The following is a 24,351-nucleotide window of genomic DNA, read 5'->3' on the forward strand; positions in this document are numbered from 1 at the left end:
AACATATATAAAATTAATATACTATTATAGTATAAAATAATTATAGGATGAATATTTTCATGGAAAAACAAAAAAAAGATTATCTATTAATTAAACTTTTTATAGGTATAGTTATTGGTATTATACTTGGTACATATTCAAATGAGGGTATAATCAATGTAATACAGTCTATCAAATATGTACTTAATCAGGTAATATCGTTTATGGTTCCATTAATAGTATTAGGGTTTATTGCTCCTGCTATAACGAGAATGGGAAACAGTGCAAATAAAATGCTTGGTGTTATGCTTGTGCTTGCTTATGTATCATCTGTGGGTGCTGCTTTATTTTCAATGACTGCGGGGTATATTATAATACCGAATTTAAATATACCTTCAGCTGTTGAGGGAGGCAGAGAGCTGCCTGAAATTATATTTAAACTAGATATTAATCCTGTATTTCCAGTAATAACCGCTTTATTTCTAGCTATATGCGGAGGTGTTGCTGTTGTAAAAACTAAATCTAAATATTTTGAAGGCTTATTAGATGAGCTTAATAATATAATTTTATTTTTGGTAAATAAAGTAGTTGTACCTATACTTCCTTTTTATATAGGAAGTACATTTGCTACTTTAGCTTATGAAGGCACTATAATAAAAAGCGTACCTGTATTTATAATAGTAATATTAATAGCAATAGCAGGACATTTTATATGGCTTACTGTGTTATATACAATAGCAGGCATAATATCTAAAAAGAATCCAGTGAGAGTATTTAAGCATTACGGACCTGCTTATCTTACTGCGGTAGGTACAATGTCATCAGCAGCTACTTTGCCAGTGGCATTGAAATGTGCAGGAAAATCTGATGCTTTAGATAAAGATATTGTAAACTTTGCTATACCGATGGGCTCTACAATACATTTATGCGGTTCTGTATTAACAGAAACATTCTTTGTTATGACAATATCAAAAATATTATACGGCTCTATTCCAAGCATTGGAACTATGATTTTATTTGTTATACTTCTTGGTATATTTGCAGTAGGTGCACCTGGAGTACCAGGAGGAACAGTTGTTGCTTCTTTGGGTATTATAATTTCTGTATTGGGATTCAATAATGACGGTACAGCTTTAATACTTGCTGTATTTGCTTTACAGGACAGTTTCGGTACTGCATGCAATGTTACAGGAGATGGAGCTTTGGCTTTAATGCTTCAGGGAATATTCAAAAAGGAATGATTATTTATTTATTATGATGAATGATTTTTTTGAATCCTGTAAAAACGGCAGTTTAGAAATAGTTAAGAAGTACATTGAAAAAGATATTAGCAGCATAAATAAATTAGACAATGAGGGTTTTAGTGCATTAATGCTTGCTTGTATTTTTAATAAAATTAATATAGCTGAAGAGTTAATAAAAAACGGAGCGGATGTAAATTTTAAAAGCGATGAAAATTGGACTGCCTTAATGTTTGCTTCTTTTTACGGACATTATAATATAGCTGATTTTTTATTAAAAAATAATTCTGATACAAGCATAAAAAATAATCAAGGATTTGATGCATTGCTTATAGCTTTATTTTACAAAAGAGAAGATATAGCAAAACTTCTTATAGAACATAAAGCAGATGTTAATACAAAAAATAATGATGGAATGTTCCCATTAATATACGCATGTAATTATGATAATTCCGAAATATTAAAACTTTTATTATATAATGGTGCGTATATTAATAACAAAAATAATAATGGCACAACGGCTTTAATGTATGCTTCATTGATGCTCAAAGAATATATTGTTGCTGAACTTATAAATAATAATGCTGATATTACTGAAACAGATAATAATGGAGATGATGTTTATGTTTATTTAAACAGTAATGAAGATGAGGCAGATAAACTAAATATTATAGAGGCTCTATTAAAAAATAGAGGCTAACTATAATTTTATAATAGCTAGCCCTTACATTGGTTGATATCTATAATTATTAAAACATTTATATATTCTAAATGTAAAATAATAAATAATTAATCGTTTATAAATTATCACTAAAAAATTGAACTAATTTATCAAATGGTATTTTTTCCATATTATCATATAAATCAACATGATCAGCATTTTCTACTATCACAAGTTCTTTAGGTTCTTTAGCTTCTTTATAAACATCTTCCGAATAATATCTTGAATGTGCTTTATCTCCTGCTATTAATAATATAGGAGTAGGAGAAACATCCTGAAGATTATCCATCAAATTAAAATTCCAGTAAGAAAAAGGCATAGTAGCCGTCCAAGAAGTAACAAAGTTTATTGCACGAGGATGATAGGCTCTTTTGGCATAATAATTATAAAATGCCGCAAATACAGTATCCGCATTTTCGGGAAGCTCTTCAGGTACAATCATGGCAGAAGCTACTATATCATTATTTTCATCAAAATACGGCTCATGATTTCCTAATGCATAGCTTTTATTTTCTGCATCCTTCCAACGCTGTTCGCTCAAATATTCTCTTATTTTTCTTCTCTGTTCTGGCATATAATAATCCTGATGTCCTCTGCTCATATCCCTTGACATATCATACATAGAGGCAACAGCAACAGCTTTTATTCTGGTATCAGTACCAGCGGCAGTTATAGCCATACCAGAAAGTCCGCAAATACCTATTGCACCAATGCGGTTTCTATCTACATAATCAAGCAATCCTAAATAATCTACAGCAGCACTATAATCTTCAGTAAATATATCAGGAGAAGATGTGTTTCTTACATTTCCTCCGCTTTCACCTGTAAAAGAAGGATCAAAAGCTAAAGCTACAAAACCATTCGATGCCATCTCCTGAGCATATAGTCCTGAAGCCTGTTCCTTAACAGCACCGAATGGTCCTGATACAACTAATGCTGGATTTTTCTTATTGCTGTAATCAGCAGGCAAATATAAATGCCCTGCTATTTCTATACCGAAACGGTTTGTAAATTTAACCTGCTTCATTTCAATATTTGTATAAATTTTAAATACTCTTGTATCCATATTATTATCTCCTTTTGTTTGATTATTTGCTGACTGACTGCAGCTCAATGAAATAAAAATAATAAAAGAAAAAATTGATATAAATATTTTTTTCATAAATTTGAAAGCCTCCTAATTTAAGATTTTTTTTATTATTATAGGAGTTTTTCTGTATATATCAAATACTTATGTATTATATATTATTATGCTTAAAAAGTATTAAATATATTATGCAAATAAAAAGGCTTAAACTCTTTATAAAGAATTCAAGCCTCTCAATAAATCATCATTATAAATTATTTTTTGGAAGCATATTTCATGTCATACTTATCCAAATTCTTTTTCATATCTTCAAGTTTATCTTTAAAAGTTACAGATATGCATTTAAAATCTTTCATAGCATCTTCCAAATCCTTAGTTTCCATTTTTTTGCAGTCTTCAATAAAACATCTCTCTATTGAATGCTGAATAATAGATTCAATATCCGCACCAGAATAACCTTCTGTTTTATCAAGAAGACTAATAATATCTAATTTTGAAATATCCTGATTTCTTTTCTTTAGATGAAGCTCAAAAATCTCTTTTCTTTCTTTGGCATTAGGAAGCTCTATTCTAAATAGTTCATCAAATCTTCCCTTTCTAAAAAATTCAGCAGGAAGTTTAGTAATATCATTTGAAGTAGCAACCACATAAACAGTAGAATCTTTTTCCTGAAGCCAAGTAAGTATATAGCCCAAAAGCCTAGTAGTAATATCGCTTGCCCCTCCTGTTCCTCCAATACCAGCAAAAGCCTTTTCAATCTCATCAATCCATAAAACACAAGGAGTAACTGCCTCAGCTATTTTTATTGCCTTTCTTAAATTCAAAGATATAAAACCCTTTTGCTGATAGGCTAAATTTAATATCTGCTTAATTTCAAATTCGCTTAATCCTCTAAGTGAAGCAGTTATCTCATCTCTAACTTCTTTTTCAAGAGTAATATTATAATTTGCTATATACTCATCTAATATTTTAGAAATATCATCATCTTTAGGATAAGGTATATCAAGAATAGTAGTGTATTTTTCTATTTCATTTGGTATATAAAGAGAAGAAGAAATTATAAATATAGTAACATTATAATCATTGTCTTTCATGTTTTTATGAGCTATATCTGTAAGCCATGATAAAACTTCATTATCCTTCAAATAGCCATTAATATTTTTTAAAACTATAAAATGATTATTATCATATTCATGTTCTAATTTTAAAAATCCTATTATATCTTTGGAAGCAGAAGTTTTTTTGATTAACTCTCCTGTTTCTCCATCTTTCTCCCATTTATAAGTAATATTATTATTAACCCATTCATAAACTTTATATCCGCTTGAAACATCAAATATAATTTTATCAATCTTTTCAAAATCAAAATGATTAATATAAATTATTGGTCTTAAAGCATATATATACGAAGCTAATTTTTCTTTTATATCATTATTTTCCATATTATATCTCCATATATACTAATTGTGCAGACTCGCTTGCACCCATATAAGTAATTCCGTCTAATATTAAAAACTTATTATTAATATCTTCATAGCTGTATTCTTTGCTCTTATCTTTAAAACTAGTTACATTGCATCCGCTGTCTATATGAAGTATTAAACATTTTTTATCTTCAACAACTGTAGAAAAATGTCTTTTAGTATTTTGAGAATAAATTTTTAATTTATTAGTTAAATAATGATTATCTTCTAATTTTGCTTTATATAAACCAAACCTAGATTTTATAGCATTAGAAGTACCATAGGTATGTGAAAACATTTCGTTCAATTCTTTCATTATATCTCCATCATCCATAAAATAATTTCTGATTTTTTTATTTGATAATATTGAAAGAATAGAAAAATAATTATCTTCTTTATGAAGTTTTAAAAATAAATTGTAATAATCATATTTAAATGCGTTCATAAAATTGTCGCTGATATTTTTTACAGATGATTTTATAAATTCATAATCCTCTTTTTTCTCTATTATCAGATTAATTATATCCTCATAGTTTTTAAAATAATTATCAATAACTTCTTTTTCTTTGAAATCATTTTTGCTGAAAACTTCTAAATCATCTTTCCTCTTGTTTTCAAACCCTATCATATATGTAGCTTCTTTTGACATCTCTTTTATAGTGTTTTCATCTTCATCTTCATAAAATATTTCCATTAGGCTATTAACTTTTTTATAAATATCTGCATTCTTATCAATAGCTGATACCTTTTCATTAACATCATTTAAATTCTGTGCTGTAAGCCATTTCTCCAAAATACCCTTATCAAAATAATCTAATATGTCATGAATATTAAAATTATTTTTTACATCTTCAAGATTTTTACAGTACTTGTTTCCAAGTAAAAGATTAAATTTAATTCTTTTCAACATTTAAGAAACTCCTTAATTTTAATTTAAATATTTCTTTTCTAAACTCTCAACCATTTCTATATATAATTTCTTACATTCTTCATATTCTTTATTTTCTATCATTTTTAAACAGTTTTTCAAATATTTATTATTAATTTCATCATATATTAAACTGCTGTCATTTTTTAAATCAATATTTTTTACTATTTGAGGAGCTATTTTATAATATCTTTCTATCAATGCATTTCCATCTTTTTGATACATTAACCAATTATCTCTGAAATCCCTAAACATATTTAATTCATAACAATCATCTTCTTTATTATCCTTACGGCATACTGCAGTTGTTATATAACATCCTCCTGTAACAAAATCTACAGCACTGCTTACAAAATTTCCTACAGCTCTAACTGCACCGCCTATAGCACGTCCTACTGCTTTTACTGCACCACCTACTATCTCAATTCCTTTCTTAACAACTCCGCCTACAGCTTTTCCTACAGCACTTCCAGCTACTGCCCCCACAACTGCACCAGCTGCAGCTCCTATAGGTCCTAAAACACTTCCTATTGAAGCTCCTATTGCACTGCCTGCATATTTTCCTACAGTAGTACCAACAAATGTACCTACAGCTGTTCCTGCTGCAGTTCCTACAACTGTTCCTGTGGCTGTTGTTGCCTCTTCTATTTTTGTGCTTACTATCTCGCCAACTTGTGCTGTGGTTCTATCAACTGCATAATCAACCACCTCTTCTGCATCCATTTCTCCCGCAGCAACTTTATATGCAGCCTTTGTAGTAGTTAAAGAATTATCAACTATACGTGCAACATCATCAGGATTTTTATCTTTCATCTTATCGCCTAAATAACCTTTTTGAGAAGCTATATATGTGGCTGTAGTTACCATCTTTTTTATATCTTCATCTTTCTCATCATCTATATCTGATGTTATATATTCTTTTAAAGCCTTTACTTCTTTATGATCTGTATTTATTTCCACTTTGTCATAACCTTCTGAAAACTCTATAGCCCCTATCAAAGAATTATCTCTTATCTCATCAGATGTATCCTGTATTAATGCTTTTCTTCCTTCCTCTGTGGTTAAATCATATTCATTATTTTTTATTTCTTCTGACATAGTAATCCCCCAATTTAATTATTGTTTTCTTCTTTCATTTTTTCAGCTTTTTCAAGTATTTTTAAATGTTCATTTTTAGTTTCTTTTAAAGCTTTATTTACACTTCCAAGTATTATAGTTTTATCATCTTCTTCTAAACCTTCCATACTTTTTTCTAAATCCTGATAAAGCCATTGGGTATTTGATTTTCCTTTTTTCTTAAAATTAATAAGGCTTTTAAATTTATCTGCAATGCCTTTTAATGTAGTGCCGAATTTAGATATTATAGATTTTCTCTCTTCTTCGCTTTGTCCTACTTCATACTCTTTTAGTTTTTCTTGTAAATAAGTATCTAAATCCTGTTTATTTTCTAGCTTATCATAGCCCTCTAGTATATCAGCCATGATTTTTTGAAACTCTTCAGCGTTTATTTTTTCTGACATAAAAAATTCCTTTATAATGATGATTATATTTAAGTATATATTAAAAAATGCTAAAACCCAAGTTGTAATGTATTTTAAAATAAAAAATCCCCCAAGCATTATATAATATAACACTTGGGGATTAAAATAAGTTTAATATATTAATATTTATTTTTTAATTAATAAAAAATACAGCATTTAATTTGTTGACTTTATATTGTTACATGTTAAATTATTTTATATTACAAAATATAAAAGGATAGTACTATGAAAAAAATTATAGTTTTTTTATCAATTATGGCATTTATCTATAGCTGTAATTCAAACAAAACAGATAATGCATCTGATTCAGGTTTTAAAGCAGAAATTTCTTTTGACGGCTCTTCCTCTTTAGCTCCTGTGATGGCTTCTATAGGAAATAAATTTATGGAAGAGTATATTACTTGGGATAAGGTATCTTCAAATCTCCCAAGCGAAAATATATCTATATATGTTTCATCTGCAGGTTCAGGTGCAGGAGTTAAAAGTATATTAGATAATACTGCAAGTTTTGGAATGTTAGCTAGAAAAATAAGAGATACTGAAAAATCACAAATGAATAATTATAAAGAATTTTTAGTAGCTTCTGATGCTTTAACTGTATCAGTTAATACTAAAAACCCAATAGTAAAAATAAAAGATGATTTAGATTCTGATACTATTAGAAAAATATTTTCAGGAGAATATAAATACTGGAGTGATGTTGATCCTTCTTTGCCTCAAAAAGAAATAGTAGTTATAATTAGAGATTTAAGCGGAGGAGCTTATGAAGTTTTTCAAGAATCTATAATGGGTGAAACTCAAATATCTCCTAATGCTATACAATCTCCTTCTATGGGAGCATTAGGAACAAAAATAGTAGAAAATGAAAATGCTATAGGATATGCTTCTTACGGAGTTTATAATCAAAATAAAGATAATTTATTTGCTTTCAAAGTTGATGGCGTTGAACCTACTAAAGAAAATATTTTAAATGGACAGTATAAAATACAAAGACCTTTAATGTTTATAAAAAACTCAGAACTTTCTGAAGCTGAAAATGCTTTTGTTAATTATGTATTCAGCGATATAGGAAAACAAATAGTAGAAGAAAACGGATATATTCCTGTAGAATAATAATTATAACAATGCTGGGATACTTCATTAAGCAAGTATCTCAGCATTAATTTTATCTAGTATACATCTGACTATTTCTTGACTTATAGCTATTCATAAGTTTATAAACCTCATCAGGATTTAAAGCCTGTTCTACATTAATAGTAACATTCCAAATATCGCCTTTAGAAAAACCTTGTTCTTGTAACTGAGCATTACTTTGAACTTGTATTTTACCAGATTTATTTGTTACAATTTCAGCACCCATTTCACCTACTATTGCAGAACCTCCGTCTGGAATAATGTATCCTGTTGTACCAAAAGCAAACTGCGGAGCCTGAGGAGGATTAGATTTTACAGTATCTAAAGCATTGGCTGATGATACTATACCAGAAGCAGCAGCAAGTGCAGATGATATTGCAGTGGCAGATATTACAAGCCCAGCTGCAAAACCAACAGGTCCTCCCTGAGCAAATGAAGCAGCAACTCCCAATGCCGCCTGAGCAATAGCAAGAGAAGGTATTAAAACTGCATCCGCTATTGCTTTAGCCTTCTCCATTTCTGCTAATTTTACCTGATTATCCCACTCAGCATAAGCTTTATTATACTCTGCCTGTGCAAGCTGTTTTTCGAGTAATTCTCTCTGATTTTGTATATCTTTCTCTTTTTGTAAATCTTCTTTTTCCTTTTCCTGTTTCTTCTTTAACTCTTCCTGCTTTATACGTATAGCTTCAGTACTCATAGCATCTTTATTTTCAATTGCAAGTTCAAGCTCTTCATCAAGCCTTGACAAATAGTTTTCATAATCCTCATCATCCTGAGATTTTTGATTTTCTTTTAACTCTTTTTGATAATCATCAAACTCCTGTAATTTATTTTTAGCTTCTTCTATTGCCGCATCATAAGAGCTTAAATCATAATGAAAAAAATCTGAAAAACTGGCACTTAAATCTTTATATATACTTGATATGCTTGAAAGCGAATCTTTTATTTCACTAGAAAAACTTTTTATATCTATTTTATTTATACTATTATCAATTGAGTTTATAGAAGTTTCTATATTATCTATAGAAGTTTTTGCCTCTGCTGCTGAACTTGAAAACTCATTAAAAGAATTTTCTGAACCATTAAAAAATGAAGAACTTTCATAAGCTAAATTTATTTTCTTTATACTTTCTTCTATATTCTGTAATTCTTTATTTGTACTTGAGAAATTATTACTCATACTTTTTTACCTTTATATAAAAACTCAATAATATAAAAAATTAATTAGAAACTTTCAAAGCCTTATCTATCAAAATCTTAAACCTAAAAACAGCATAATTAAGACCTAACCTCAAATAATCATCTTCATCATAACGGCAATATACAAATCTTCCGCTTATTATCTGATACCAAGCCTCAAGTATTATCTTATTCCAAAACAAAGAAGCAGTATACAAACTTATAAGACAGTCATTAAAATAACAAAAGTCATCATATTTAACTTCTTTATTATTAAAAGCATAACTTACAAGATTATCAATTTCTGTCTGCTCTATTATAGAAAAATTAGATAAATTACTCGCTACATAATTCTTCTCTCTAGCAAAAAACTTTTTATCACCTGTGCAAACTCATTAATATCTTTAGTACTCCATTCATCGAGAAGACTTACAGCAAGAGTCCCATTTATTCTAACATCAAGCCATTTAAAAATATCATCATCAATAATCTTCTCTTCTTTCTCTCTTACATATTTAATATTTTCATTGAAGCTTGGACGATTAATACTTATAATATCATCGCTTTTAAACTTACTTCCTAAAGTAGAGCGGCTGAATACTTTAACAGGTACAATATTTTCTCCGTCATCTTTATAAACAATTTCTTCTACAATATATCTATTAAAAAAATCAACGCATTTAAATTCTAACTTTTCCATTTGAAATTCTCCTTAATTTTTTCACTGATAGGCTATGACAATTACATTGTCATAGGTTCAAAAATATAAGGAGTTTTTTTAAATTCTCCTTAATTTTTTCACTCATAGGCTATGACAATTATATTTTTATACATTCAAAATAATTATTAAAAAATTTAAAATAAAAAAGCCCTATACAGAAGTATAAGGCTTATCAAATATAAATAATTTACTATTTTCTAAACTTTTCAATATCATTCATATCTTTATCATTAATATCCAAACGTATTGATGATATACGTAAATTTTGTTCTCTTATTAAATGCTCTCCATTAGTTACCGTAATCTCAAATACAGTCAAACCTTTAAGTCCATTAGGTCTTTCAAATGAAACATTATATTTTTGTTTATTATTATCTTTCCAATCTTTATAAACAATATATTTATGTTTTGATAAGAAATCTATAACTTTATCTGCATCATAAAATAAAGACATAATATATAAATCCTTAATAACTATTTTATTGAACTTCTTTTAAGTCTATCTCATCAATCTTATATTTAGGTTCTATTGTAGCATTAACCTGATTAAGTTTATTTCGTATATCCACATATTTTTTTAGAAAATCATTAAAAGTATTTTTATACCTCTCTTCTACTTCATCTATTATTTGCTTTTCTAAAGTATTATTTATATCTTTACCAAATTTTGCTAATTCTCCATCTATTTTTCTATAATGTTTCCAATAGTTGTCCATAGCATTAGTGTCTACACAAATTATGTATTTATCTAAATCATCAGCAGAATTTATATTGTTATCAAAATATTCCAAAATATTTGTAACTAAATTTGTTATAGATGATTTTATATCTTCTCCACTATTAAAAAACATAAGTTCCAAACAAACAGCTTCAAATATACCGTCATCAGCTTTATTTACCATAAAATGCAAATGAGGTATATTCCATGACTCAGTATTTTTTAAAACAAGCTTACCTATAGCTTTAAAATCTAAATCTGAAACAGAAAGAACTTTTATATTTTCATATTTAGACATTATACAATCTCCTTAAAAAACTTATATAATAGTAGTATATCAAAAAATATTTAAGCTGTCAAATCAAAACAAATCCTCTCTGTCTGTAAATGCTATCAAATAATTACTGTTCATATCATTTGACTGCTCTGCTGCCTTAAAATTATTTAAAGATATTGAAAGCTCTTTAGGCTCTATTGCTGGAAATGAAGGACTTCCTCCTACATCTGAACTTACAAACACAAATGGGTAATCTTTATTTTTAAATCTTGTTTTTGATGATATTATAAATGACTGCCTATTTCCATTTAAAACTCTGTCATAAAAAATCTCTTTTGACTGAGCATTAAAAACTGCATTGCCTGAAAAACTAAGTGTAAACTTTGAATTTGGAAAGCCGTATCTTTTTGCTGAAATATTAAACTTCTCTTCTTTAGTCCATTCAAATGATAAAGAAACATCACTTACAGAAGTAGCCTCCGTTCCGTTAATAAAAAGTTTGGTAGGATATTTTGAAGTCTGTGCCATTACAACATCTCTTTCTTCTGCTCTCTCTTCATATAAAACCGAATCTTTATCTATTTTTTCTTCATCTAAAGCCCATAATGAAGAACTTATTTCTGTCATAGTCTTATTTGCAAAATTAAAATTAATAGATTTACTCTCACATCCTATATATTGATTTCCGTCCATATTTTTTGAACTGTCATACAAAGCTATATTATAATACTGTGCCTCTCCGAATCTTGGGGCTATTATACTTTGATATTTTGGATATTTCTTTTTACTCTCTTCTGTAAATACCCCACTCTCTATAAGACCCACTCTTTTAAAACTAAGTAAATATTCTGTTTTGTTATTTTCTGTATTATACTCTTTTAATTCATCTATTATATTAGTAAAATCAATATCATCTTCTTCGCTTCCTGTTATTAAAAATGCTTTTATATTTGTTATTTTATTTAAAGCATTAATCAAATCTTTCTGCTTCATAGAAGTATAAATATCAATAAAATTACTGCTGTAGCCATCATCTTCTTCTATTATAATTTCAAGCATATTAATACTTTCATCTTCTGAAGACTTATTAAATCTAACAGCAAAATTATTAAAAGAGTTAATACATAGTAAATTGCCAGATGTTTCTTTTGTATGCACATTAGCCCATATTAAGCTCGCATAATATGCATTAGAATTAGGAAAAGCCCCGTAGGAAATATCTCCTGCATAAGTGGTAGCTCCTGCATAACTTTCAGAAGAAGGAGAGCCTATATACTCCTTACTCATTGATTCTGTAGTTGGAGTAAGCCCAACTTGAGAAGGATATATTAAATATTTTCCTTTAACATCATCAGAAGAGAAATCTATTTTTTCATCTCTATTTTTTGTTTTTGCTATTCTTACTTTATAACTAGAACCGCTTACAACTTTTAAGCCGTCCTCATCATTCATTAAATTACCTTTTAAATCAAAAATGCTCATTATTATACACTCACAATTTTAAAAATCATTTTACGCAAAAAATATTTTATACATTCCCGCCCACCCGCCCCAAAATCTTATCTACGCAAAATGTATAAATTAACACGCGTTAAACTTAGCCCATACAATATAAATAAAATAATAATTCTAATACCATCTATATATAAAATTCCGTTCAACGCGTGGATAAAAAATTTTATTAATAATATTAAATGCTTTCCAAAACTACATTCTCTAAAACATCGCTGTTATTAACTGTTATGCTTCCCTCTTTTGTAGTATAGCCTTCAAGACTAACCTGATAATTTATCACTTCAGCATTTTTATAAGCACCGAAATATTTTTCTTCTTCATTCATTATTATTTTGGCATTCTCCGGAGAAGAAGTGATTTTTACTTTATAAAGTTTATCTCTATTTTGAACATAATCATAAACTTTTTTATTAAATGAATTATTAATTAAATTAGTAAAGAACTTCATTTAAATAACTCCCTGTCATAATCTTAAAATTAATATCAAGAGAAAAATTAACGCCCCTTATAGACGAAAAATCATTAAACTGTCTTTTGCTGTTTTCACTGTCAAATGAAGGAGCTTCCCACTTAATTATAGGAGATAATGCTATACGCTCGCCCTCATCATTGAGTTTTGATATCCAATAACGTGCCGCCTGATTGAGTGCCAAAGGTATAATATTATAAGCTAAAAATGATTCTCCAGCTTTAAGCTCTTTATATACTGTTGCTTTTAAACATATATCATCAGCAAAACCTGCAGAGTCCCCTATATATGAATTGCTTCCCCTGCTCTCGCCTTCTGCTATTGAAGCCCAAAGGAATGATTTGCTCATAGAACTCAAAGCTCCTAAACTAAAATATTCTATTTTTAATTTATCATCTAAAAGTTTATTTAATTGATTATCGCCTTCAACTTTATTTCCTGATAAATCAATATATTCATCAGCCATAAAGTTCATAAAATTATCTAAAACATATATAACGCTGTTTTTAAAATGTATCATAATAAACCTTTTGATTTTTTTATTTATTTTTTAGTACGATTTAAGGCTTTTTTATATCACCTTCTAAACGCACACTCTCATAACTATTTTCACCAACTACAATGCTTGATAAATCTTTTATAGCAAGTTCTTTTAATCTAAGACTTTCTGTACGAATAAAGTTTATCAAATCGCTGTTTGAAACAAAATTTACAGTTAAAAGCCTTGCCGCCTCATAGCATATATAATTTTTTATAGATATATACGGAAGTCCGTTTTCTTCTGTAGGCTCTGTATAATTCATATTCAAAATCATTCTTCTAAACTGAATAGTATAACTTTTAAGCTGTTCTTCTAAAAAGTCTGTATCAATATCATCATAGTTAAACATTTTAAATATGCTTTTAAAATAATTTATATCAGGCTCGTAAATATATTCCTGCATATTAATTTCCTTTTTTAGTTTTAATGTACTGCCTAAAAATATAATTTAAGACAGCACATAAAAAATAAATTAAGCCTCAAGCTCTTTTATCTTTTCTTTTAACTTTTTATTCTCTTCTTTAAGATAATTGATAACATCATCAGGCTTCATCTTCTCTCTTATAAGCTCCTCTGCTTCATTTTTACTTATAATCAAAAATGAATCGCTTAAAGATATATTTAAATCGCTTTCAACTATTACCTTGCATCTTCTTTCATGCACATCTCTAAAGAAATATCCCACTCTTGATACCACATAATCATTAGCTTTTATTTCTTTATTAGTAATACTATTTTCTAAAAAAAATAATAAAGATTTCTTTGACATAACGCCTCTTTTTATTTATTAATTATATGAATATTAAATTTTGGATTTGTGGGGACTAGCCCCCACACCCCCAGTTCTTTTATTGGTATAAAAGAACCAAAAGAACTGCATTTGACAAAGTCCGCACCGCTGTGAGTCCCTTTGGAAAGGAGCAGTTTAAATTTCAGGTATTACTATAATTAATACATATATTTAAAATATAAATTTCTAGAAATTAATTATATTAAGACAAGCTCAAGTCTATTTTACAGAAGCCGTAAGGGTTGGAAGCTACTGTGCATCTCTTTGTTCTTGTTCTCCACAAATTATTGCCTAATATATCAACTTCTCTTATATCATGATTTAAATATACCACCTCTTTTATTGAAGCCATATCAAGTATATTAGATGAAGTTGTAAACATATAAATTGATGAGCCTGTCCATATATCTGTAAGATTTTCTAACTGATATATTTGATCCACTTCATGATCATCTGCAACTCTAAATGCTGTACCTACAACTGTTATTCCGCTTGTTACAGCATTAAAAATATCTGGTCTGAATGCTTTATATTTTCCGTTAGCATCATTTCCAATCATTGATATATAATTAGAAAATAATCTGAATAAACCTTGAAGTTTAATATATACATCTATTGGAATAACTATATAAAGTTTCTGTCCGTTATTTTGAAGCTCCATTCTGTCATTAAAGAGATTTCCTCCAACAGCATAATTTAAATATTTAGCCAAATCTATAAATGAAGAAAAGAAATTATCAATATCAGCCTCTGTCCAAGTGCTTATAGGTTTTGCAGTTAAATCAACAGTGTTTGTACTTCCGTAAAGACTAGCATCTGTAACTTTTGCAGCTAGGTTTCTTTCTCTTAAAAGCCCTAGTCTTGATACAAGTTTCTGAGCTATATAATTTAAAATCTCTTCACCTGCTTTTTTCTCATCTCTTGAATAAAGTTCATTAATCTCTTCTATTCTGTTAATATCTATTCCGATATAATATTCTTCAGGCTCCATTTTAAAAACTCTAGCCTCATGTTTAGGATACTCATTGAAAATATTTAAATCTCCTAAAGAAGTACCGCCGTACATGTTTTTGAGATTAAATGCGGTATTGTCTAAATCGCCTCCTATAGCTCCCTGAGAAACACCTACAAAAATCTCTGGTATATATTTGCTCACAAAATTAGTCTGCCCCATATATCTAGGCATTTCTTTATTGATTATTGGAAAAAGTTTATTTTGTATATTTTGTAAATTAGGTATGCTCATCTTGATTAACTCCGTTGTAAGTTGAAAGAATAAATAGACATTCATAAAGATATATAAAAATTATTTTATAATTAAATAATTATATCTTATAATTTTTTATATCTTTATGAATATATTATCAACTTTTTTGACGCACAAAAAAGTTGCAAAAAACGCAAATAATATAGTCTAATATTTTGACAATATATATTAGAATAGGATAATAACTAAAAATACCAACTTTTTACTATATAATATACATCATACAGATTTCAAAAGTATCTCTGCATAATTGCTCCCGCCTCTTATAACTACTCCTACTCCATGACCATCTAATGATTTTTTGAATCCTTTATCTGATGCCGTTACAATATCACCTGCAACAACACTTTCTGCTACAACTGCATTTACTATTCCGTCATAGCAAACCGATATTGTATTTGCCTTTAATCCAAACTCCTGATAGGAAAAAGCCTCTTCCAAAGCAACGCCTACAAATACACTTCCATCACTGTAGAGTGAGAAAACGCCTTTTCCATTATCATTTTTTATTGTTACAGGAAAACCTTTTTTAGGTAAATTAGCTTCATCACTATGAATACCAGCTTTTATTATAGAACCTTGTGCCACTATGAAACTCCGTATTATATAAAAAATTAAATTTGTTCAACTTTTTCCCGCCGCAAAAAGTTGCAAAAAATGCAAGTAAAAAACATACTAACTTTATTTTTATATATGAAGTAAAAATGCAATATCTTACGACAGTCAAATTGAAAATATAAATTTATTGTTACAAACTTAAAACTATTTAACATAAATATTATTTAAATAGTTTTGCTATCTCGCTGTATTTGTTTTCTTCGCTTAATGCTGATAAATTAATCTTCTCTGTGCCTCCTACTCCTATAGGTACTAAATCATTTCTAACTATTGACATTATCTCTTCTTTGCTTAGTCCAGCTTTAAAAAGTTTTCTTGCCTTTAAGTATGTAGAGCTTTCTGATTTTGAAGAGCATCTTACAGCATTCTGACTTTCTGCATATTCATTGCACCAATCTCCGTAAGTTATAGCTGAAAGATTTAATTCTTTATTATTTGCAGTATTATTAGATAAGTTAGATAAATTATTTAATTCTTTATTGTAGTCTTTGTTATTTTCTCTACTTTCTTTATTGTCTTTTAAATTGTCTTCTCTCAATTTTTCTGCCACAATACCAATAATAATATTTTGAATCTCTTCATCATTTTTAAATAAATAAACAAACTCTTCTCTAGCTTGCTTTTCTATTTCTTTCTCTTCACTTAATAATTTTTCTAATACACTTTTTAATTTTTTCATGTATCCTCCGTTAATATTATCTTCACTGTTTATAATGGCACTAGCACAAAGTAAATCTACATTACGGCTTGCAGGATATTCCACTGCAGCAACAGCTTTTATCCCGCAATTCTCCCAATAAATAAAATCTTCATCTTCATAAGATTTTTTACCCACCATCTCAATAGAAGGATAAAAAGATTTCTTATCTGTTATACTATCATCAAACCATTCTATAACAGCATAAAGTCCTATAGCCTCATTATCTTTTTCTAAACCCACAACCTTTCCAATAGCCTCTCTTTCTTCATCTTCTTTATGCCCCTTATAAACAAATATTTCTATATTGCTTTTTTCAAATGAGTTTATAAGCTCATCAATATTTTTTTCTGTAATTTTATTAGTTTTAGTTTCAGCAAAAGTATTTTTTGAAAGCGGTATATACTGCTTGAAACTATCTCCTAAAATTTTGTATTTCTTTTTAATCATTTTATCTCCTTAAATTATAAATATTAATCTATGTTGAAATGATTTTTTATTATCTATATATATAGCAAAAAATATTAGTGATTATAAGTCATATTTATTTTGTCAATTTTTATATTTTTATAAATCTATTATCAACTTTTTTGCCGCACAACGCCAAAGTTTTTATCTTTCAGATACGCTTCGCGAAAAACGCAAGTACTATTTTTAAATATATTATTTCTGATAATATTATAATTAAACATTATCTGTTTAGTCTATTTATTATTCCTATATCTATGTCAAAAAATATAAGTGATTATAAGTTCATCAAAATAAAAAAGGCTTAGTAAATTAATACCAAGCCTTTTATTTTAATTTTATTTAATAAAATTTATTTTCTATATTTTTTTAATATACTATCTCTTAGTTCTTTTAAATCTAAAACATCTATAATGACATAATCTTCAAATTGGGCATTTTTATAAAAGAATGATTTATCCAAAAGAATATAACACATCAATATATTTGCTAATTCTTCCTCATTAAGATTATCAAAATCCATATTAGGAATGATATCTATATTCTCCTTTAATATTCTGTCTATAATTATATGTGCCAGTTCATGAGCAACTACACATCTTTTTTCTTTAATGCTCATTTCCTCATTTATAACAATAACATCAACCCAATTATATTTATCTTTTAAAGTATATCCATATTCAAAAAGCTTTTTCTCTTTTATAAATATTTTATAAAGTGCCACATTCATTATTTTTATAACTTTTGGGTTTGTATATGAAATCTCTTTACAATGATTTTTAAATTTATATTGCCTTGTTTGTAAAACTATATTTTCTACAGCACTTTTCCAATGTGATAATAAAGATTTTTCTATATATTTGAGAATTAAATTATCCATTATATTAGATTCTAAATCATCTAATAATTTACGCTGTTTTGCAATTTCAGTATATCCGCATCTGGCAGCTATTTCTTGTAATTTTAATTTATGCATATAAAATTAAAATCCTCTGTACATTCTAACTTCATCATCTAAAAACATTACCAATATATCATTATATTTTTTTTCTAATGATATATTACCAAAATATTTTATAGATTTAGAATTGCAGGCTTTTGTAATAGCATCTATTTTTGTTTCATAATCATCTTCTTTTATACCCAAAGAATCAAAGTATGCTTCTACTTCTTCTTTTGTAGTGCATTTCTGCAATTCTTCTTTACTAAAAAGTTTAACCGCCATAAATGCCTCCTTAAATGTATTTTATAAATATCGTAAAATTTTGAAAATTTGAAAGAAATTTATATATAAATATAGTATATAAATTTAAATAATTAACAACTGTATATACATATAAAAATTTAATATTTAAGGATATCATTACATATTAATAAAACAATCAAAAATTTGATAATCTACTCTGATTTGCTAATTACAGAATGAGAAACTCTAAAATAATCACATTCACCTGAAAGCCTTAAACTTTTAAAATTCAAATCAAAATATCTTTTTATAAAACTGTTATTAATATAATTGATTATACCAGAAACTATATCGCTTGCCATAAGAATAGCATTGTCCTGAGTAAGTTCTGCTAAAGATTTGGTAGCTCCTTTGTTTAGACCAAGTGCTTTAATATCTACGCCTTTATTTTTAAATAAAGCTGAAAGCATGCTATCTCTAAAATTATACCATTCATTAGCATCAATACTTTCTATCTTTTCTATCTTACCATATTTGGAGATGAAAACTCCGCCTCCGTTATTTACGAAATTTCTTATCTCACGCTCTGCCTCCTTACGCTTTGAATCATTAAGCTCAGTATTTGCTATAAAATTAAAACTATGCTCGCCTATATTTTTTAAATTGCGGTTAAAACTATTATCCATAGATTCTAAAATCTGCCAAAGTGAATATGCACTGTATAAAAATGGCTTTCCTATAATGTCGCCTTCTATGCTTCCATAACTTGCATAACCTGCTAAAGCTAAATCAAAATCTATATTTATAATGCTTGCTTCATTATCATTATACAAACTATTAAAAATTTCTTTGCGGCTTTTTATAATGCTTATGCTTTTTATCTCATCACTGTCATTTTCATCAAAATTGAATCTGTATATTGAAGAAGGATCATAATATTTAAATCCTCTTAAACCGTCAAGTCTTCCTTTAAATCCATAAGCCTTTGCAGATACTACTTCAAGTTTCGGAGTAAAAAAACAAAATCCGTAAACCAAAGCATTATAAGTAACATTAACTATTAAGTTTTTAAGTCCTCCCGACCTTTCAAACTGATTTACAAAAAAATTGTAGGCATTATTTACTCTTTCATTATCTTCGCATTCTTTGGGCTTTTCTACAAAATAATCAAAAGAATTAAGAACTCCTCTGTAAAACTGAAGTATAGGCTCAAGATAAATAGAACTCTCCATTCTTTTGCAAGTCAAAGCCCATTTATGAGGAAATGAAAAATCATCGCTTTCATCTCCCCTATTTGATATTACATTCGGAATGCCTGAATTATAACTGCTTGTGGATATTCTATTTAATTCATCATTTAATTTTTCTATCTCTCTGTTTTTATCTTTTAATTTATTATCATATTCTTCAATAATTTTTTCTATTTGTGATTGTTTATTTTCTATATTTTGCATAAATGAAAACCTATTAAAAATTAATCTTTATACTAATAATAAAAAATATAAGTGATTATAAGTTTTATTGTATCAAAAATATAAAATATTAGATAAAAATATTTTGAAAAGAAATTAAAAGAATTGCTGCTTTTATATTTAAAAAGTAAAATGCCCGAAAAGTCATGCCATTCTTATATGAAGGGGCTGGAATATTTACAAAATTCCATGCGGTTACACCTCCATACAAATCATGAACTTCTTTCTTATAATCTGGAATTAATTTTATTTCAGGGTCATCTATATTGATATTTATGATATTAATATAGTTTTCATATATGTTCTGAATTATTTTATTAGCTTCTTTACTACAAAATTTAATATTGTTATTTATTACTTCATTAATAAACTCTTCCATAGCTTTATCAAACTCATCGCAGCTGAAATAACTTAAAAAGTCTGTATATGTATAATAATCATCAATGCTGACATCAGGCATTACAAAATAAAGTAAAAATAAATTTGATATTTCATTTAATTTAAACTAAAAAATAAAATTATTAATCGTGCGTTAATAAAAATTCAAAGTATAATAAAAACTTGGGCGGGTGCTGGAATTTCTAAATAGGTTATAAAGATAGTTAATATTGAAATTCAAAAGTTAGCTATAAAGAATAAAGGGCGGGGAATGTAAATTAAGTTTTAAAATTTAATTACACTCCACACCCTATAAATTTTATGCTCTAATTTGAATTGTAATATTCATTTATTTTTTATTTCATTAGAGTTTATAAAAAACTACATTGAAAAAATTTTTTATTCATATTTACTTATAATTTTTAATATGATAATTTCTTACATAAACTTAAATAGGAGTAAATATGTATCATTCAAGATTTACAAAAAGCCATTATGAAGCAGGATTAAAATACGGAAAAATACTTGCTAAAAACAATATAAACTTACCAAACAAAATAAAAATATCAAAAGAAAGAGAAAATTTCGCAAAAAAATGCATTCCAATATATAAAAAAATTTTTCCAGAAATAATTGAAGAAATAAAAGGAATATCTGAAGCACTCAATATCGATTATAAAAGTATATGCTATTTTTTATTTAGCATGTATGCCTTTACTTTTGAAAATAAATGTTCGGCTTTAGCTTTTAAAACTGATAATGAAATAATACTTGCAAAAAACAGCGATTTTTTAATAGATATAGAAAAATATTCAGACAGTACTTATTATAAATTAAACAATTCTTATTCATTTATAGGAAATACAACAGCTTTCATAGAAATGGAAGATGGAATAAATGATAAAGGACTTTCATGTGCCTTAACATTTGTATACCCTACAAAAATTAATTATGGATTAAATGCTGGAATGATAATAAGATATATTTTAGAAAAGTGCAGCACTCTAAAAGAAGCATTAATATTCTTAAAAGAAATACCTATATCATCATCTCAAAATATTATAATAGCAGACAAAAACGGCTCTATTGCATTGATAGAGTCAAATTGCGATAAATTAGAAATAATAGAAAATGAATATGTATTTACTTCTAATCATTTTGAAAGCGAAACTATGAAAAAATATAATACTAATTTAAATGATGATATTTATTCTCATGAAAGATATAATACATTAAAAGAAGCATTAAAAAATTATAAACATGATTTAGAATTTATTAAAAATCTCATGTCTGGAAAATATGGTTTTTTATGTCAGTATAATAGAAAAACTTCAGATATTGATACAATATGGTCAAGCATCTATTCATTAAAAGAAAAAAGTATATATAGATCAGAAGGAAATCCATCAAGAAAAAAATATATTAAAGATAATAGACTTATATTTGATTACTGATAATTTATAAAGCCGCCGAACTTCAATTTCAAATCATATATAATAAATTATTGTATTGATAAATATATACTTAAATTATATAATTATATAAAAATTAATGGATAACATTTCATGACTTATAATTACGATATAAGATGGAAACAGAGATTTAATAATTTCAGTAAGGCTTATAATCTATTGAAAAGTGTTTTTGAAGAGAAAAAAATAGAAGATTTATCATTATTAGAACGAGAAGGAGTTGTACAAAGATTTGAATACACTTATGAATTGGCATGGAAAACTTTAAAAGATTATTTAGAATATAATGGCAATTTGAATAATATAGATATTTCACCTAGAAACATTTTTAAAGAAGCTTACTCAGCAAAAATTATTAAAAATCAGGAGAGCTTTATTGATATGATGCTAAGCAGAAATTTGCTTTCTCATACTTATGATTTTATAAAATTTACAGAAATTATAGAAAAAATAGAAAATGAATACTTAAAAATACTAAATGAACTGCATAATTTCTTTTTAGAGAGGATAAATGATTAATGCTTGATGATAAATTAATTAATGGAATTAAAGATATATGCAGTTTGTATAGCAATATAGAAAAGGTTATACTATTTGGTTCTAGGGCTGTAAATAAAGAAAAGTATAATTCTGATATAGATTTAGCTTTAATAGGTGAGTTTGATATATTGTTTTGTGAAAGATTAAAACTGGAATTATCTAATTTACCTACTCTCTTAAAATTTGATGTTATATCATATAATGATATTGAAAATAAAGAATTAAAAGACAGTATAGATACATACGGTAAAATTATATATATAAAACAAAACTAATTTTTAATCAAAAAATTTATTTCAAATCCGCATTCCAATTAGCAGCTTGTATCATAACATCAATATCACTATAAGCCTTTGAAATCTTATCAGCTTCATTCTGTATATCTTTTACGTTAACTAATACTTTCATTTTGATTTCATTTTTAGCATTTCTATATTCTTTGCTGTTAAGCTCTTTTAAAACAGTTTTATAAATTTCAAGCTCTCTATAAAGCTTATCCCTAATATTAACAGCCTCAGAAATAGATATACCTATATCAAGTTTAATTTCATGCTCTTTATTTTCAATCTTCATAATTAAATCTGAAAGCTCATTATTAATATCTATATACTCTTTTATTAAATCATTAGGATTTTCATTATTTTCATTATCATCTCTAAGAACCACATTGCTTTTTATTCTTTTTTTAATATCATCCTGTCTTTTTATATATTCATCTCTTTTTAATAAAGCTTCTCCAAGTTTCATAAATAATCCCCTATTTATTATTATTATAATAGTATAATAAAAAAGAAATTTCAGTCAATGATAAAATTTTTAAAATTGTAAATATTAATAAAATAAATTATTAAAATCTAAATTTATACGATAAATAATAAAATGCAGATTGTTTATGAATATGCAAATAAAATTAACGGATTAATTATGATATTAAATGTAGAATCAAAACAAAAAATATTAAATTATTTTAAAAATCAAAAAATAGCTGTACTGTATGGCGGAACCAGTGAGGAAAGAGAAGTTTCTCTTAGAAGCGGCAGGAATATCTATAAAGCATTGACAAGTTTTAATGAACTTAAAGATAACTGCATATTAATAGATGTTACTGATTATTTTGATTTGGTAAATACTCTGAAAAAAGAAAGAATAAAATATTGCTATAATATACTTCATGGAACTTTTGGAGAGGATGGTGCTATACAGGGACTTTTAGAAACACTTAATATCAAATATACAGGAGAAAATATTTTAGTAAGTGCTGTTTGCATGAATAAAGTATATACTAAAAGAATATGGAAATCATCTGATGTAGCAACTTCAGAATTTTGTCTTCTTGAAGATGTTAATTCTGTTGATGATGATTGTATAAAAGCTGATGATAAAATATTTAATTTCCCTATTATACTAAAACCAATATCCAGCGGTTCAAGTGTTGGAGTATCATTAGTAAAAACAAAAAATGAATTTGAGAGTATAGTTGATAAATTAGAAAATGTAAGTAATTATTTTATAGAACCTTATATAAAAGGAAAGGAAATAACTGTAGGACTAGTAAAAGATTGCGATGACATTTATGTATTTCCTATATTAGGTATCAATTCAAAAAATGAAATATATGATTATGATGCTAAATATACTCCTGGAAAAACAGAATTAGAAATACCAGCCAAAATATCTAAAGAAATAGAGAACAAAGTCATAGAAAATTGTAAAAAGGCATATACTGTACTTGGATGTTCAGGACTTTGCAGAATAGATGCAATATTAGGAGAAGATGGAAATGTTTATTTAATGGAAGTAAATACTCAAAGCGGAATGACAGATACATCAGATATACCAGCAATGGCTAAATATGAAGGGATGAATTTTGAAGATATAGCTTTATATGTTTTAGGGCTTCTTCAATAACAAGAGAATAATAAAAATCCTCCAAATAAAAAGATTAT

Annotated in this window: 30 protein-coding genes; 7 read left to right on the forward strand and 23 right to left on the reverse strand. The window is 27.1% G+C overall.

All coding sequences use genetic code 11. The features are described from left to right. Nucleotides 1-47: 47 nt before the first annotated feature. Both Q0J69_RS04770 and Q0J69_RS04775 read left to right on the forward strand, forming a co-directional pair. On the forward strand, nucleotides 48-1,220 hold the full coding sequence (locus Q0J69_RS04770) for a dicarboxylate/amino acid:cation symporter (RefSeq protein WP_297204781.1): 1,173 nt from the start codon (nucleotides 48-50) through the stop codon (nucleotides 1,218-1,220). A 13-nt stretch (nucleotides 1,221-1,233) separates the two neighbouring features. Further along, nucleotides 1,234-1,920 carry an ankyrin repeat domain-containing protein gene (locus Q0J69_RS04775; RefSeq protein ID WP_366030232.1) on the forward strand — a complete coding sequence of 229 codons (687 nt, stop codon included), beginning with the start codon at nucleotides 1,234-1,236 and terminating at the stop codon, nucleotides 1,918-1,920. A gap of 97 nt (nucleotides 1,921-2,017) precedes the next feature. Here Q0J69_RS04775 and Q0J69_RS04780 read toward each other — a convergent pair whose 3' ends face one another. The 5 genes from Q0J69_RS04780 to Q0J69_RS04800 form a co-directional block, all read right to left on the reverse strand. Further along, on the reverse strand, nucleotides 2,018-3,103 hold the full coding sequence (locus Q0J69_RS04780) for an alpha/beta hydrolase (RefSeq protein ID WP_297204782.1): 1,086 nt from the start codon (nucleotides 3,101-3,103) through the stop codon (nucleotides 2,018-2,020). Nucleotides 3,104-3,282: 179 nt separating this feature from the next. Further along, a complete protein-coding gene (locus tag Q0J69_RS04785) occupies nucleotides 3,283-4,470 on the reverse strand; it encodes an AAA family ATPase (RefSeq protein WP_297204783.1) in 1,188 nt (395 codons plus the stop codon). A 1-nt stretch (nucleotide 4,471) separates the two neighbouring features. Further along, nucleotides 4,472-5,401 (reverse strand): hypothetical protein, encoded by a 930-nt coding sequence (locus Q0J69_RS04790; protein ID WP_297204785.1) that lies wholly within the window; start codon nucleotides 5,399-5,401, stop codon nucleotides 4,472-4,474. An 18-nt stretch (nucleotides 5,402-5,419) separates the two neighbouring features. Next, a complete protein-coding gene (locus Q0J69_RS04795; protein WP_297204786.1) occupies nucleotides 5,420-6,517 on the reverse strand; it encodes a CFI-box-CTERM domain-containing protein in 1,098 nt (365 codons plus the stop codon). Between the two features lie 14 nt (nucleotides 6,518-6,531). After that, nucleotides 6,532-6,939 (reverse strand): hypothetical protein, encoded by a 408-nt coding sequence (locus tag Q0J69_RS04800; RefSeq protein ID WP_297204788.1) that lies wholly within the window; start codon nucleotides 6,937-6,939, stop codon nucleotides 6,532-6,534. Between the two features lie 246 nt (nucleotides 6,940-7,185). Between Q0J69_RS04800 and Q0J69_RS04805 the strand changes: the two genes are divergently transcribed. After that, nucleotides 7,186-8,073, forward strand: a complete 888-nt coding sequence (locus Q0J69_RS04805; protein ID WP_297204790.1) for a phosphate ABC transporter substrate-binding protein — start codon at nucleotides 7,186-7,188, stop codon at nucleotides 8,071-8,073. A gap of 52 nt (nucleotides 8,074-8,125) precedes the next feature. On the opposite strand, the gene Q0J69_RS04810 is transcribed toward Q0J69_RS04805, so the two are convergent. From Q0J69_RS04810 to Q0J69_RS04890, 17 genes are all read right to left on the reverse strand, one after another. Beyond that, complete coding sequence (locus Q0J69_RS04810) at nucleotides 8,126-9,277, reverse strand: hypothetical protein (RefSeq protein ID WP_297204791.1); 1,152 nt, start codon at nucleotides 9,275-9,277, stop codon at nucleotides 8,126-8,128. A 40-nt stretch (nucleotides 9,278-9,317) separates the two neighbouring features. Further along, a complete protein-coding gene (locus tag Q0J69_RS04815) occupies nucleotides 9,318-9,479 on the reverse strand; it encodes a hypothetical protein (RefSeq protein ID WP_297204792.1) in 162 nt (53 codons plus the stop codon). Between the two features lie 140 nt (nucleotides 9,480-9,619). Continuing rightward, nucleotides 9,620-9,976 carry a hypothetical protein gene (locus tag Q0J69_RS04820; RefSeq protein ID WP_297204793.1) on the reverse strand — a complete coding sequence of 119 codons (357 nt, stop codon included), beginning with the start codon at nucleotides 9,974-9,976 and terminating at the stop codon, nucleotides 9,620-9,622. 211 nt (nucleotides 9,977-10,187) lie between these two features. After that, nucleotides 10,188-10,451 (reverse strand): hypothetical protein, encoded by a 264-nt coding sequence (locus Q0J69_RS04825; protein ID WP_297204795.1) that lies wholly within the window; start codon nucleotides 10,449-10,451, stop codon nucleotides 10,188-10,190. A 25-nt stretch (nucleotides 10,452-10,476) separates the two neighbouring features. After that, nucleotides 10,477-11,013: a hypothetical protein gene (locus Q0J69_RS04830; RefSeq protein ID WP_297204797.1), complete on the reverse strand. Its 537-nt coding sequence runs from the start codon at nucleotides 11,011-11,013 to the stop codon at nucleotides 10,477-10,479. Nucleotides 11,014-11,076: 63 nt separating this feature from the next. Further along, the gene (locus Q0J69_RS04835; protein ID WP_297204798.1) at nucleotides 11,077-12,474 is read right to left on the reverse strand and encodes a phage tail protein; all 1,398 of its coding nucleotides are present in this window, start codon (nucleotides 12,472-12,474) and stop codon (nucleotides 11,077-11,079) included. 208 nt (nucleotides 12,475-12,682) lie between these two features. After that, nucleotides 12,683-12,955 carry a hypothetical protein gene (locus tag Q0J69_RS04840; protein WP_297204799.1) on the reverse strand — a complete coding sequence of 91 codons (273 nt, stop codon included), beginning with the start codon at nucleotides 12,953-12,955 and terminating at the stop codon, nucleotides 12,683-12,685. Then, nucleotides 12,939-13,496 (reverse strand): phage capsid protein, encoded by a 558-nt coding sequence (locus Q0J69_RS04845; RefSeq protein ID WP_297204800.1) that lies wholly within the window; start codon nucleotides 13,494-13,496, stop codon nucleotides 12,939-12,941. Before Q0J69_RS04845 ends, Q0J69_RS04840 begins: the two co-directional genes overlap by 17 nt. A gap of 40 nt (nucleotides 13,497-13,536) precedes the next feature. Next, complete coding sequence (locus Q0J69_RS04850) at nucleotides 13,537-13,920, reverse strand: hypothetical protein (protein ID WP_297204801.1); 384 nt, start codon at nucleotides 13,918-13,920, stop codon at nucleotides 13,537-13,539. 69 nt (nucleotides 13,921-13,989) lie between these two features. After that, the gene (locus Q0J69_RS04855) at nucleotides 13,990-14,286 is read right to left on the reverse strand and encodes a hypothetical protein (protein WP_297204802.1); all 297 of its coding nucleotides are present in this window, start codon (nucleotides 14,284-14,286) and stop codon (nucleotides 13,990-13,992) included. A gap of 223 nt (nucleotides 14,287-14,509) precedes the next feature. Continuing rightward, complete coding sequence (locus tag Q0J69_RS04860; protein WP_008721534.1) at nucleotides 14,510-15,553, reverse strand: hypothetical protein; 1,044 nt, start codon at nucleotides 15,551-15,553, stop codon at nucleotides 14,510-14,512. A 240-nt stretch (nucleotides 15,554-15,793) separates the two neighbouring features. Continuing rightward, on the reverse strand, nucleotides 15,794-16,162 hold the full coding sequence (locus tag Q0J69_RS04865; protein WP_297204804.1) for a phage capsid protein: 369 nt from the start codon (nucleotides 16,160-16,162) through the stop codon (nucleotides 15,794-15,796). Nucleotides 16,163-16,352: 190 nt separating this feature from the next. Continuing rightward, complete coding sequence (locus tag Q0J69_RS04870) at nucleotides 16,353-17,339, reverse strand: phage capsid protein (protein WP_297204805.1); 987 nt, start codon at nucleotides 17,337-17,339, stop codon at nucleotides 16,353-16,355. 370 nt (nucleotides 17,340-17,709) lie between these two features. Beyond that, nucleotides 17,710-18,333 carry an ImmA/IrrE family metallo-endopeptidase gene (locus Q0J69_RS04875; RefSeq protein ID WP_297204806.1) on the reverse strand — a complete coding sequence of 208 codons (624 nt, stop codon included), beginning with the start codon at nucleotides 18,331-18,333 and terminating at the stop codon, nucleotides 17,710-17,712. A 6-nt stretch (nucleotides 18,334-18,339) separates the two neighbouring features. Continuing rightward, nucleotides 18,340-18,582: a hypothetical protein gene (locus Q0J69_RS04880; RefSeq protein WP_297204807.1), complete on the reverse strand. Its 243-nt coding sequence runs from the start codon at nucleotides 18,580-18,582 to the stop codon at nucleotides 18,340-18,342. Between the two features lie 173 nt (nucleotides 18,583-18,755). Then, a complete protein-coding gene (locus Q0J69_RS04885; RefSeq protein WP_297204808.1) occupies nucleotides 18,756-19,997 on the reverse strand; it encodes a phage capsid protein in 1,242 nt (413 codons plus the stop codon). Between the two features lie 88 nt (nucleotides 19,998-20,085). Next, nucleotides 20,086-20,475 (reverse strand): hypothetical protein, encoded by a 390-nt coding sequence (locus Q0J69_RS04890; RefSeq protein WP_297204809.1) that lies wholly within the window; start codon nucleotides 20,473-20,475, stop codon nucleotides 20,086-20,088. Nucleotides 20,476-20,857: 382 nt separating this feature from the next. Between Q0J69_RS04890 and Q0J69_RS04895 the strand changes: the two genes are divergently transcribed. From Q0J69_RS04895 to Q0J69_RS04905, 3 genes are all read left to right on the forward strand, one after another. After that, nucleotides 20,858-21,847: a C45 family autoproteolytic acyltransferase/hydolase gene (locus Q0J69_RS04895; RefSeq protein ID WP_297204811.1), complete on the forward strand. Its 990-nt coding sequence runs from the start codon at nucleotides 20,858-20,860 to the stop codon at nucleotides 21,845-21,847. A 111-nt stretch (nucleotides 21,848-21,958) separates the two neighbouring features. After that, nucleotides 21,959-22,384: a nucleotidyltransferase substrate binding protein gene (locus Q0J69_RS04900; RefSeq protein ID WP_297204812.1), complete on the forward strand. Its 426-nt coding sequence runs from the start codon at nucleotides 21,959-21,961 to the stop codon at nucleotides 22,382-22,384. Further along, entirely contained in the window at nucleotides 22,384-22,680 is a 297-nt protein-coding gene (locus Q0J69_RS04905) for a nucleotidyltransferase domain-containing protein (protein ID WP_297204813.1), read from the forward strand. Before Q0J69_RS04900 ends, Q0J69_RS04905 begins: the two co-directional genes overlap by 1 nt. A 16-nt stretch (nucleotides 22,681-22,696) precedes the next feature. On the opposite strand, the gene Q0J69_RS04910 is transcribed toward Q0J69_RS04905, so the two are convergent. Then, nucleotides 22,697-23,152 (reverse strand): DIP1984 family protein, encoded by a 456-nt coding sequence (locus tag Q0J69_RS04910; RefSeq protein ID WP_297204814.1) that lies wholly within the window; start codon nucleotides 23,150-23,152, stop codon nucleotides 22,697-22,699. Between the two features lie 177 nt (nucleotides 23,153-23,329). On the opposite strand from Q0J69_RS04910, the gene Q0J69_RS04915 reads away from it, so the two are divergent. Further along, complete coding sequence (locus Q0J69_RS04915) at nucleotides 23,330-24,313, forward strand: D-alanine--D-alanine ligase (RefSeq protein ID WP_297204815.1); 984 nt, start codon at nucleotides 23,330-23,332, stop codon at nucleotides 24,311-24,313. Nucleotides 24,314-24,351 lie beyond the last annotated feature (38 nt).

Source organism: uncultured Brachyspira sp. (assembly GCF_944388875.1).
GTDB lineage: Bacteria > Spirochaetota > Brachyspiria > Brachyspirales > Brachyspiraceae > Brachyspira.

Bases quoted from the DNA above. Each gene is read 5' to 3' on its own strand.
- Q0J69_RS04770 (WP_297204781.1), top strand. From the start codon at position 48: ATGAATATTTTCATGGAAAAACAAAAAAAAGATTATCTATTAATTAAA.
- Q0J69_RS04775 (WP_366030232.1), top strand. From the start codon at position 1,234: ATGATGAATGATTTTTTTGAATCCTGTAAAAACGGCAGTTTAGAAATA.
- Q0J69_RS04780 (WP_297204782.1), bottom strand. From the start codon at position 3,103: ATGAAAAAAATATTTATATCAATTTTTTCTTTTATTATTTTTATTTCA.
- Q0J69_RS04785 (WP_297204783.1), bottom strand. From the start codon at position 4,470: ATGGAAAATAATGATATAAAAGAAAAATTAGCTTCGTATATATATGCT.
- Q0J69_RS04790 (WP_297204785.1), bottom strand. From the start codon at position 5,401: ATGTTGAAAAGAATTAAATTTAATCTTTTACTTGGAAACAAGTACTGT.
- Q0J69_RS04795 (WP_297204786.1), bottom strand. From the start codon at position 6,517: ATGTCAGAAGAAATAAAAAATAATGAATATGATTTAACCACAGAGGAA.
- Q0J69_RS04800 (WP_297204788.1), bottom strand. From the start codon at position 6,939: ATGTCAGAAAAAATAAACGCTGAAGAGTTTCAAAAAATCATGGCTGAT.
- Q0J69_RS04805 (WP_297204790.1), top strand. From the start codon at position 7,186: ATGAAAAAAATTATAGTTTTTTTATCAATTATGGCATTTATCTATAGC.
- Q0J69_RS04810 (WP_297204791.1), bottom strand. From the start codon at position 9,277: ATGAGTAATAATTTCTCAAGTACAAATAAAGAATTACAGAATATAGAA.
- Q0J69_RS04820 (WP_297204793.1), bottom strand. From the start codon at position 9,976: ATGGAAAAGTTAGAATTTAAATGCGTTGATTTTTTTAATAGATATATT.
- Q0J69_RS04825 (WP_297204795.1), bottom strand. From the start codon at position 10,451: ATGTCTTTATTTTATGATGCAGATAAAGTTATAGATTTCTTATCAAAA.
- Q0J69_RS04830 (WP_297204797.1), bottom strand. From the start codon at position 11,013: ATGTCTAAATATGAAAATATAAAAGTTCTTTCTGTTTCAGATTTAGAT.
- Q0J69_RS04835 (WP_297204798.1), bottom strand. From the start codon at position 12,474: ATGAGCATTTTTGATTTAAAAGGTAATTTAATGAATGATGAGGACGGC.
- Q0J69_RS04840 (WP_297204799.1), bottom strand. From the start codon at position 12,955: ATGAAGTTCTTTACTAATTTAATTAATAATTCATTTAATAAAAAAGTT.
- Q0J69_RS04845 (WP_297204800.1), bottom strand. From the start codon at position 13,496: ATGATACATTTTAAAAACAGCGTTATATATGTTTTAGATAATTTTATG.
- Q0J69_RS04850 (WP_297204801.1), bottom strand. From the start codon at position 13,920: ATGCAGGAATATATTTACGAGCCTGATATAAATTATTTTAAAAGCATA.
- Q0J69_RS04855 (WP_297204802.1), bottom strand. From the start codon at position 14,286: ATGTCAAAGAAATCTTTATTATTTTTTTTAGAAAATAGTATTACTAAT.
- Q0J69_RS04860 (WP_008721534.1), bottom strand. From the start codon at position 15,553: ATGAGCATACCTAATTTACAAAATATACAAAATAAACTTTTTCCAATA.
- Q0J69_RS04870 (WP_297204805.1), bottom strand. From the start codon at position 17,339: ATGATTAAAAAGAAATACAAAATTTTAGGAGATAGTTTCAAGCAGTAT.
- Q0J69_RS04875 (WP_297204806.1), bottom strand. From the start codon at position 18,333: ATGCATAAATTAAAATTACAAGAAATAGCTGCCAGATGCGGATATACT.
- Q0J69_RS04880 (WP_297204807.1), bottom strand. From the start codon at position 18,582: ATGGCGGTTAAACTTTTTAGTAAAGAAGAATTGCAGAAATGCACTACA.
- Q0J69_RS04885 (WP_297204808.1), bottom strand. From the start codon at position 19,997: ATGCAAAATATAGAAAATAAACAATCACAAATAGAAAAAATTATTGAA.
- Q0J69_RS04890 (WP_297204809.1), bottom strand. From the start codon at position 20,475: ATGCCTGATGTCAGCATTGATGATTATTATACATATACAGACTTTTTA.
- Q0J69_RS04895 (WP_297204811.1), top strand. From the start codon at position 20,858: ATGTATCATTCAAGATTTACAAAAAGCCATTATGAAGCAGGATTAAAA.
- Q0J69_RS04900 (WP_297204812.1), top strand. From the start codon at position 21,959: ATGACTTATAATTACGATATAAGATGGAAACAGAGATTTAATAATTTC.
- Q0J69_RS04905 (WP_297204813.1), top strand. From the start codon at position 22,384: ATGCTTGATGATAAATTAATTAATGGAATTAAAGATATATGCAGTTTG.
- Q0J69_RS04910 (WP_297204814.1), bottom strand. From the start codon at position 23,152: ATGAAACTTGGAGAAGCTTTATTAAAAAGAGATGAATATATAAAAAGA.
- Q0J69_RS04915 (WP_297204815.1), top strand. From the start codon at position 23,330: ATGATATTAAATGTAGAATCAAAACAAAAAATATTAAATTATTTTAAA.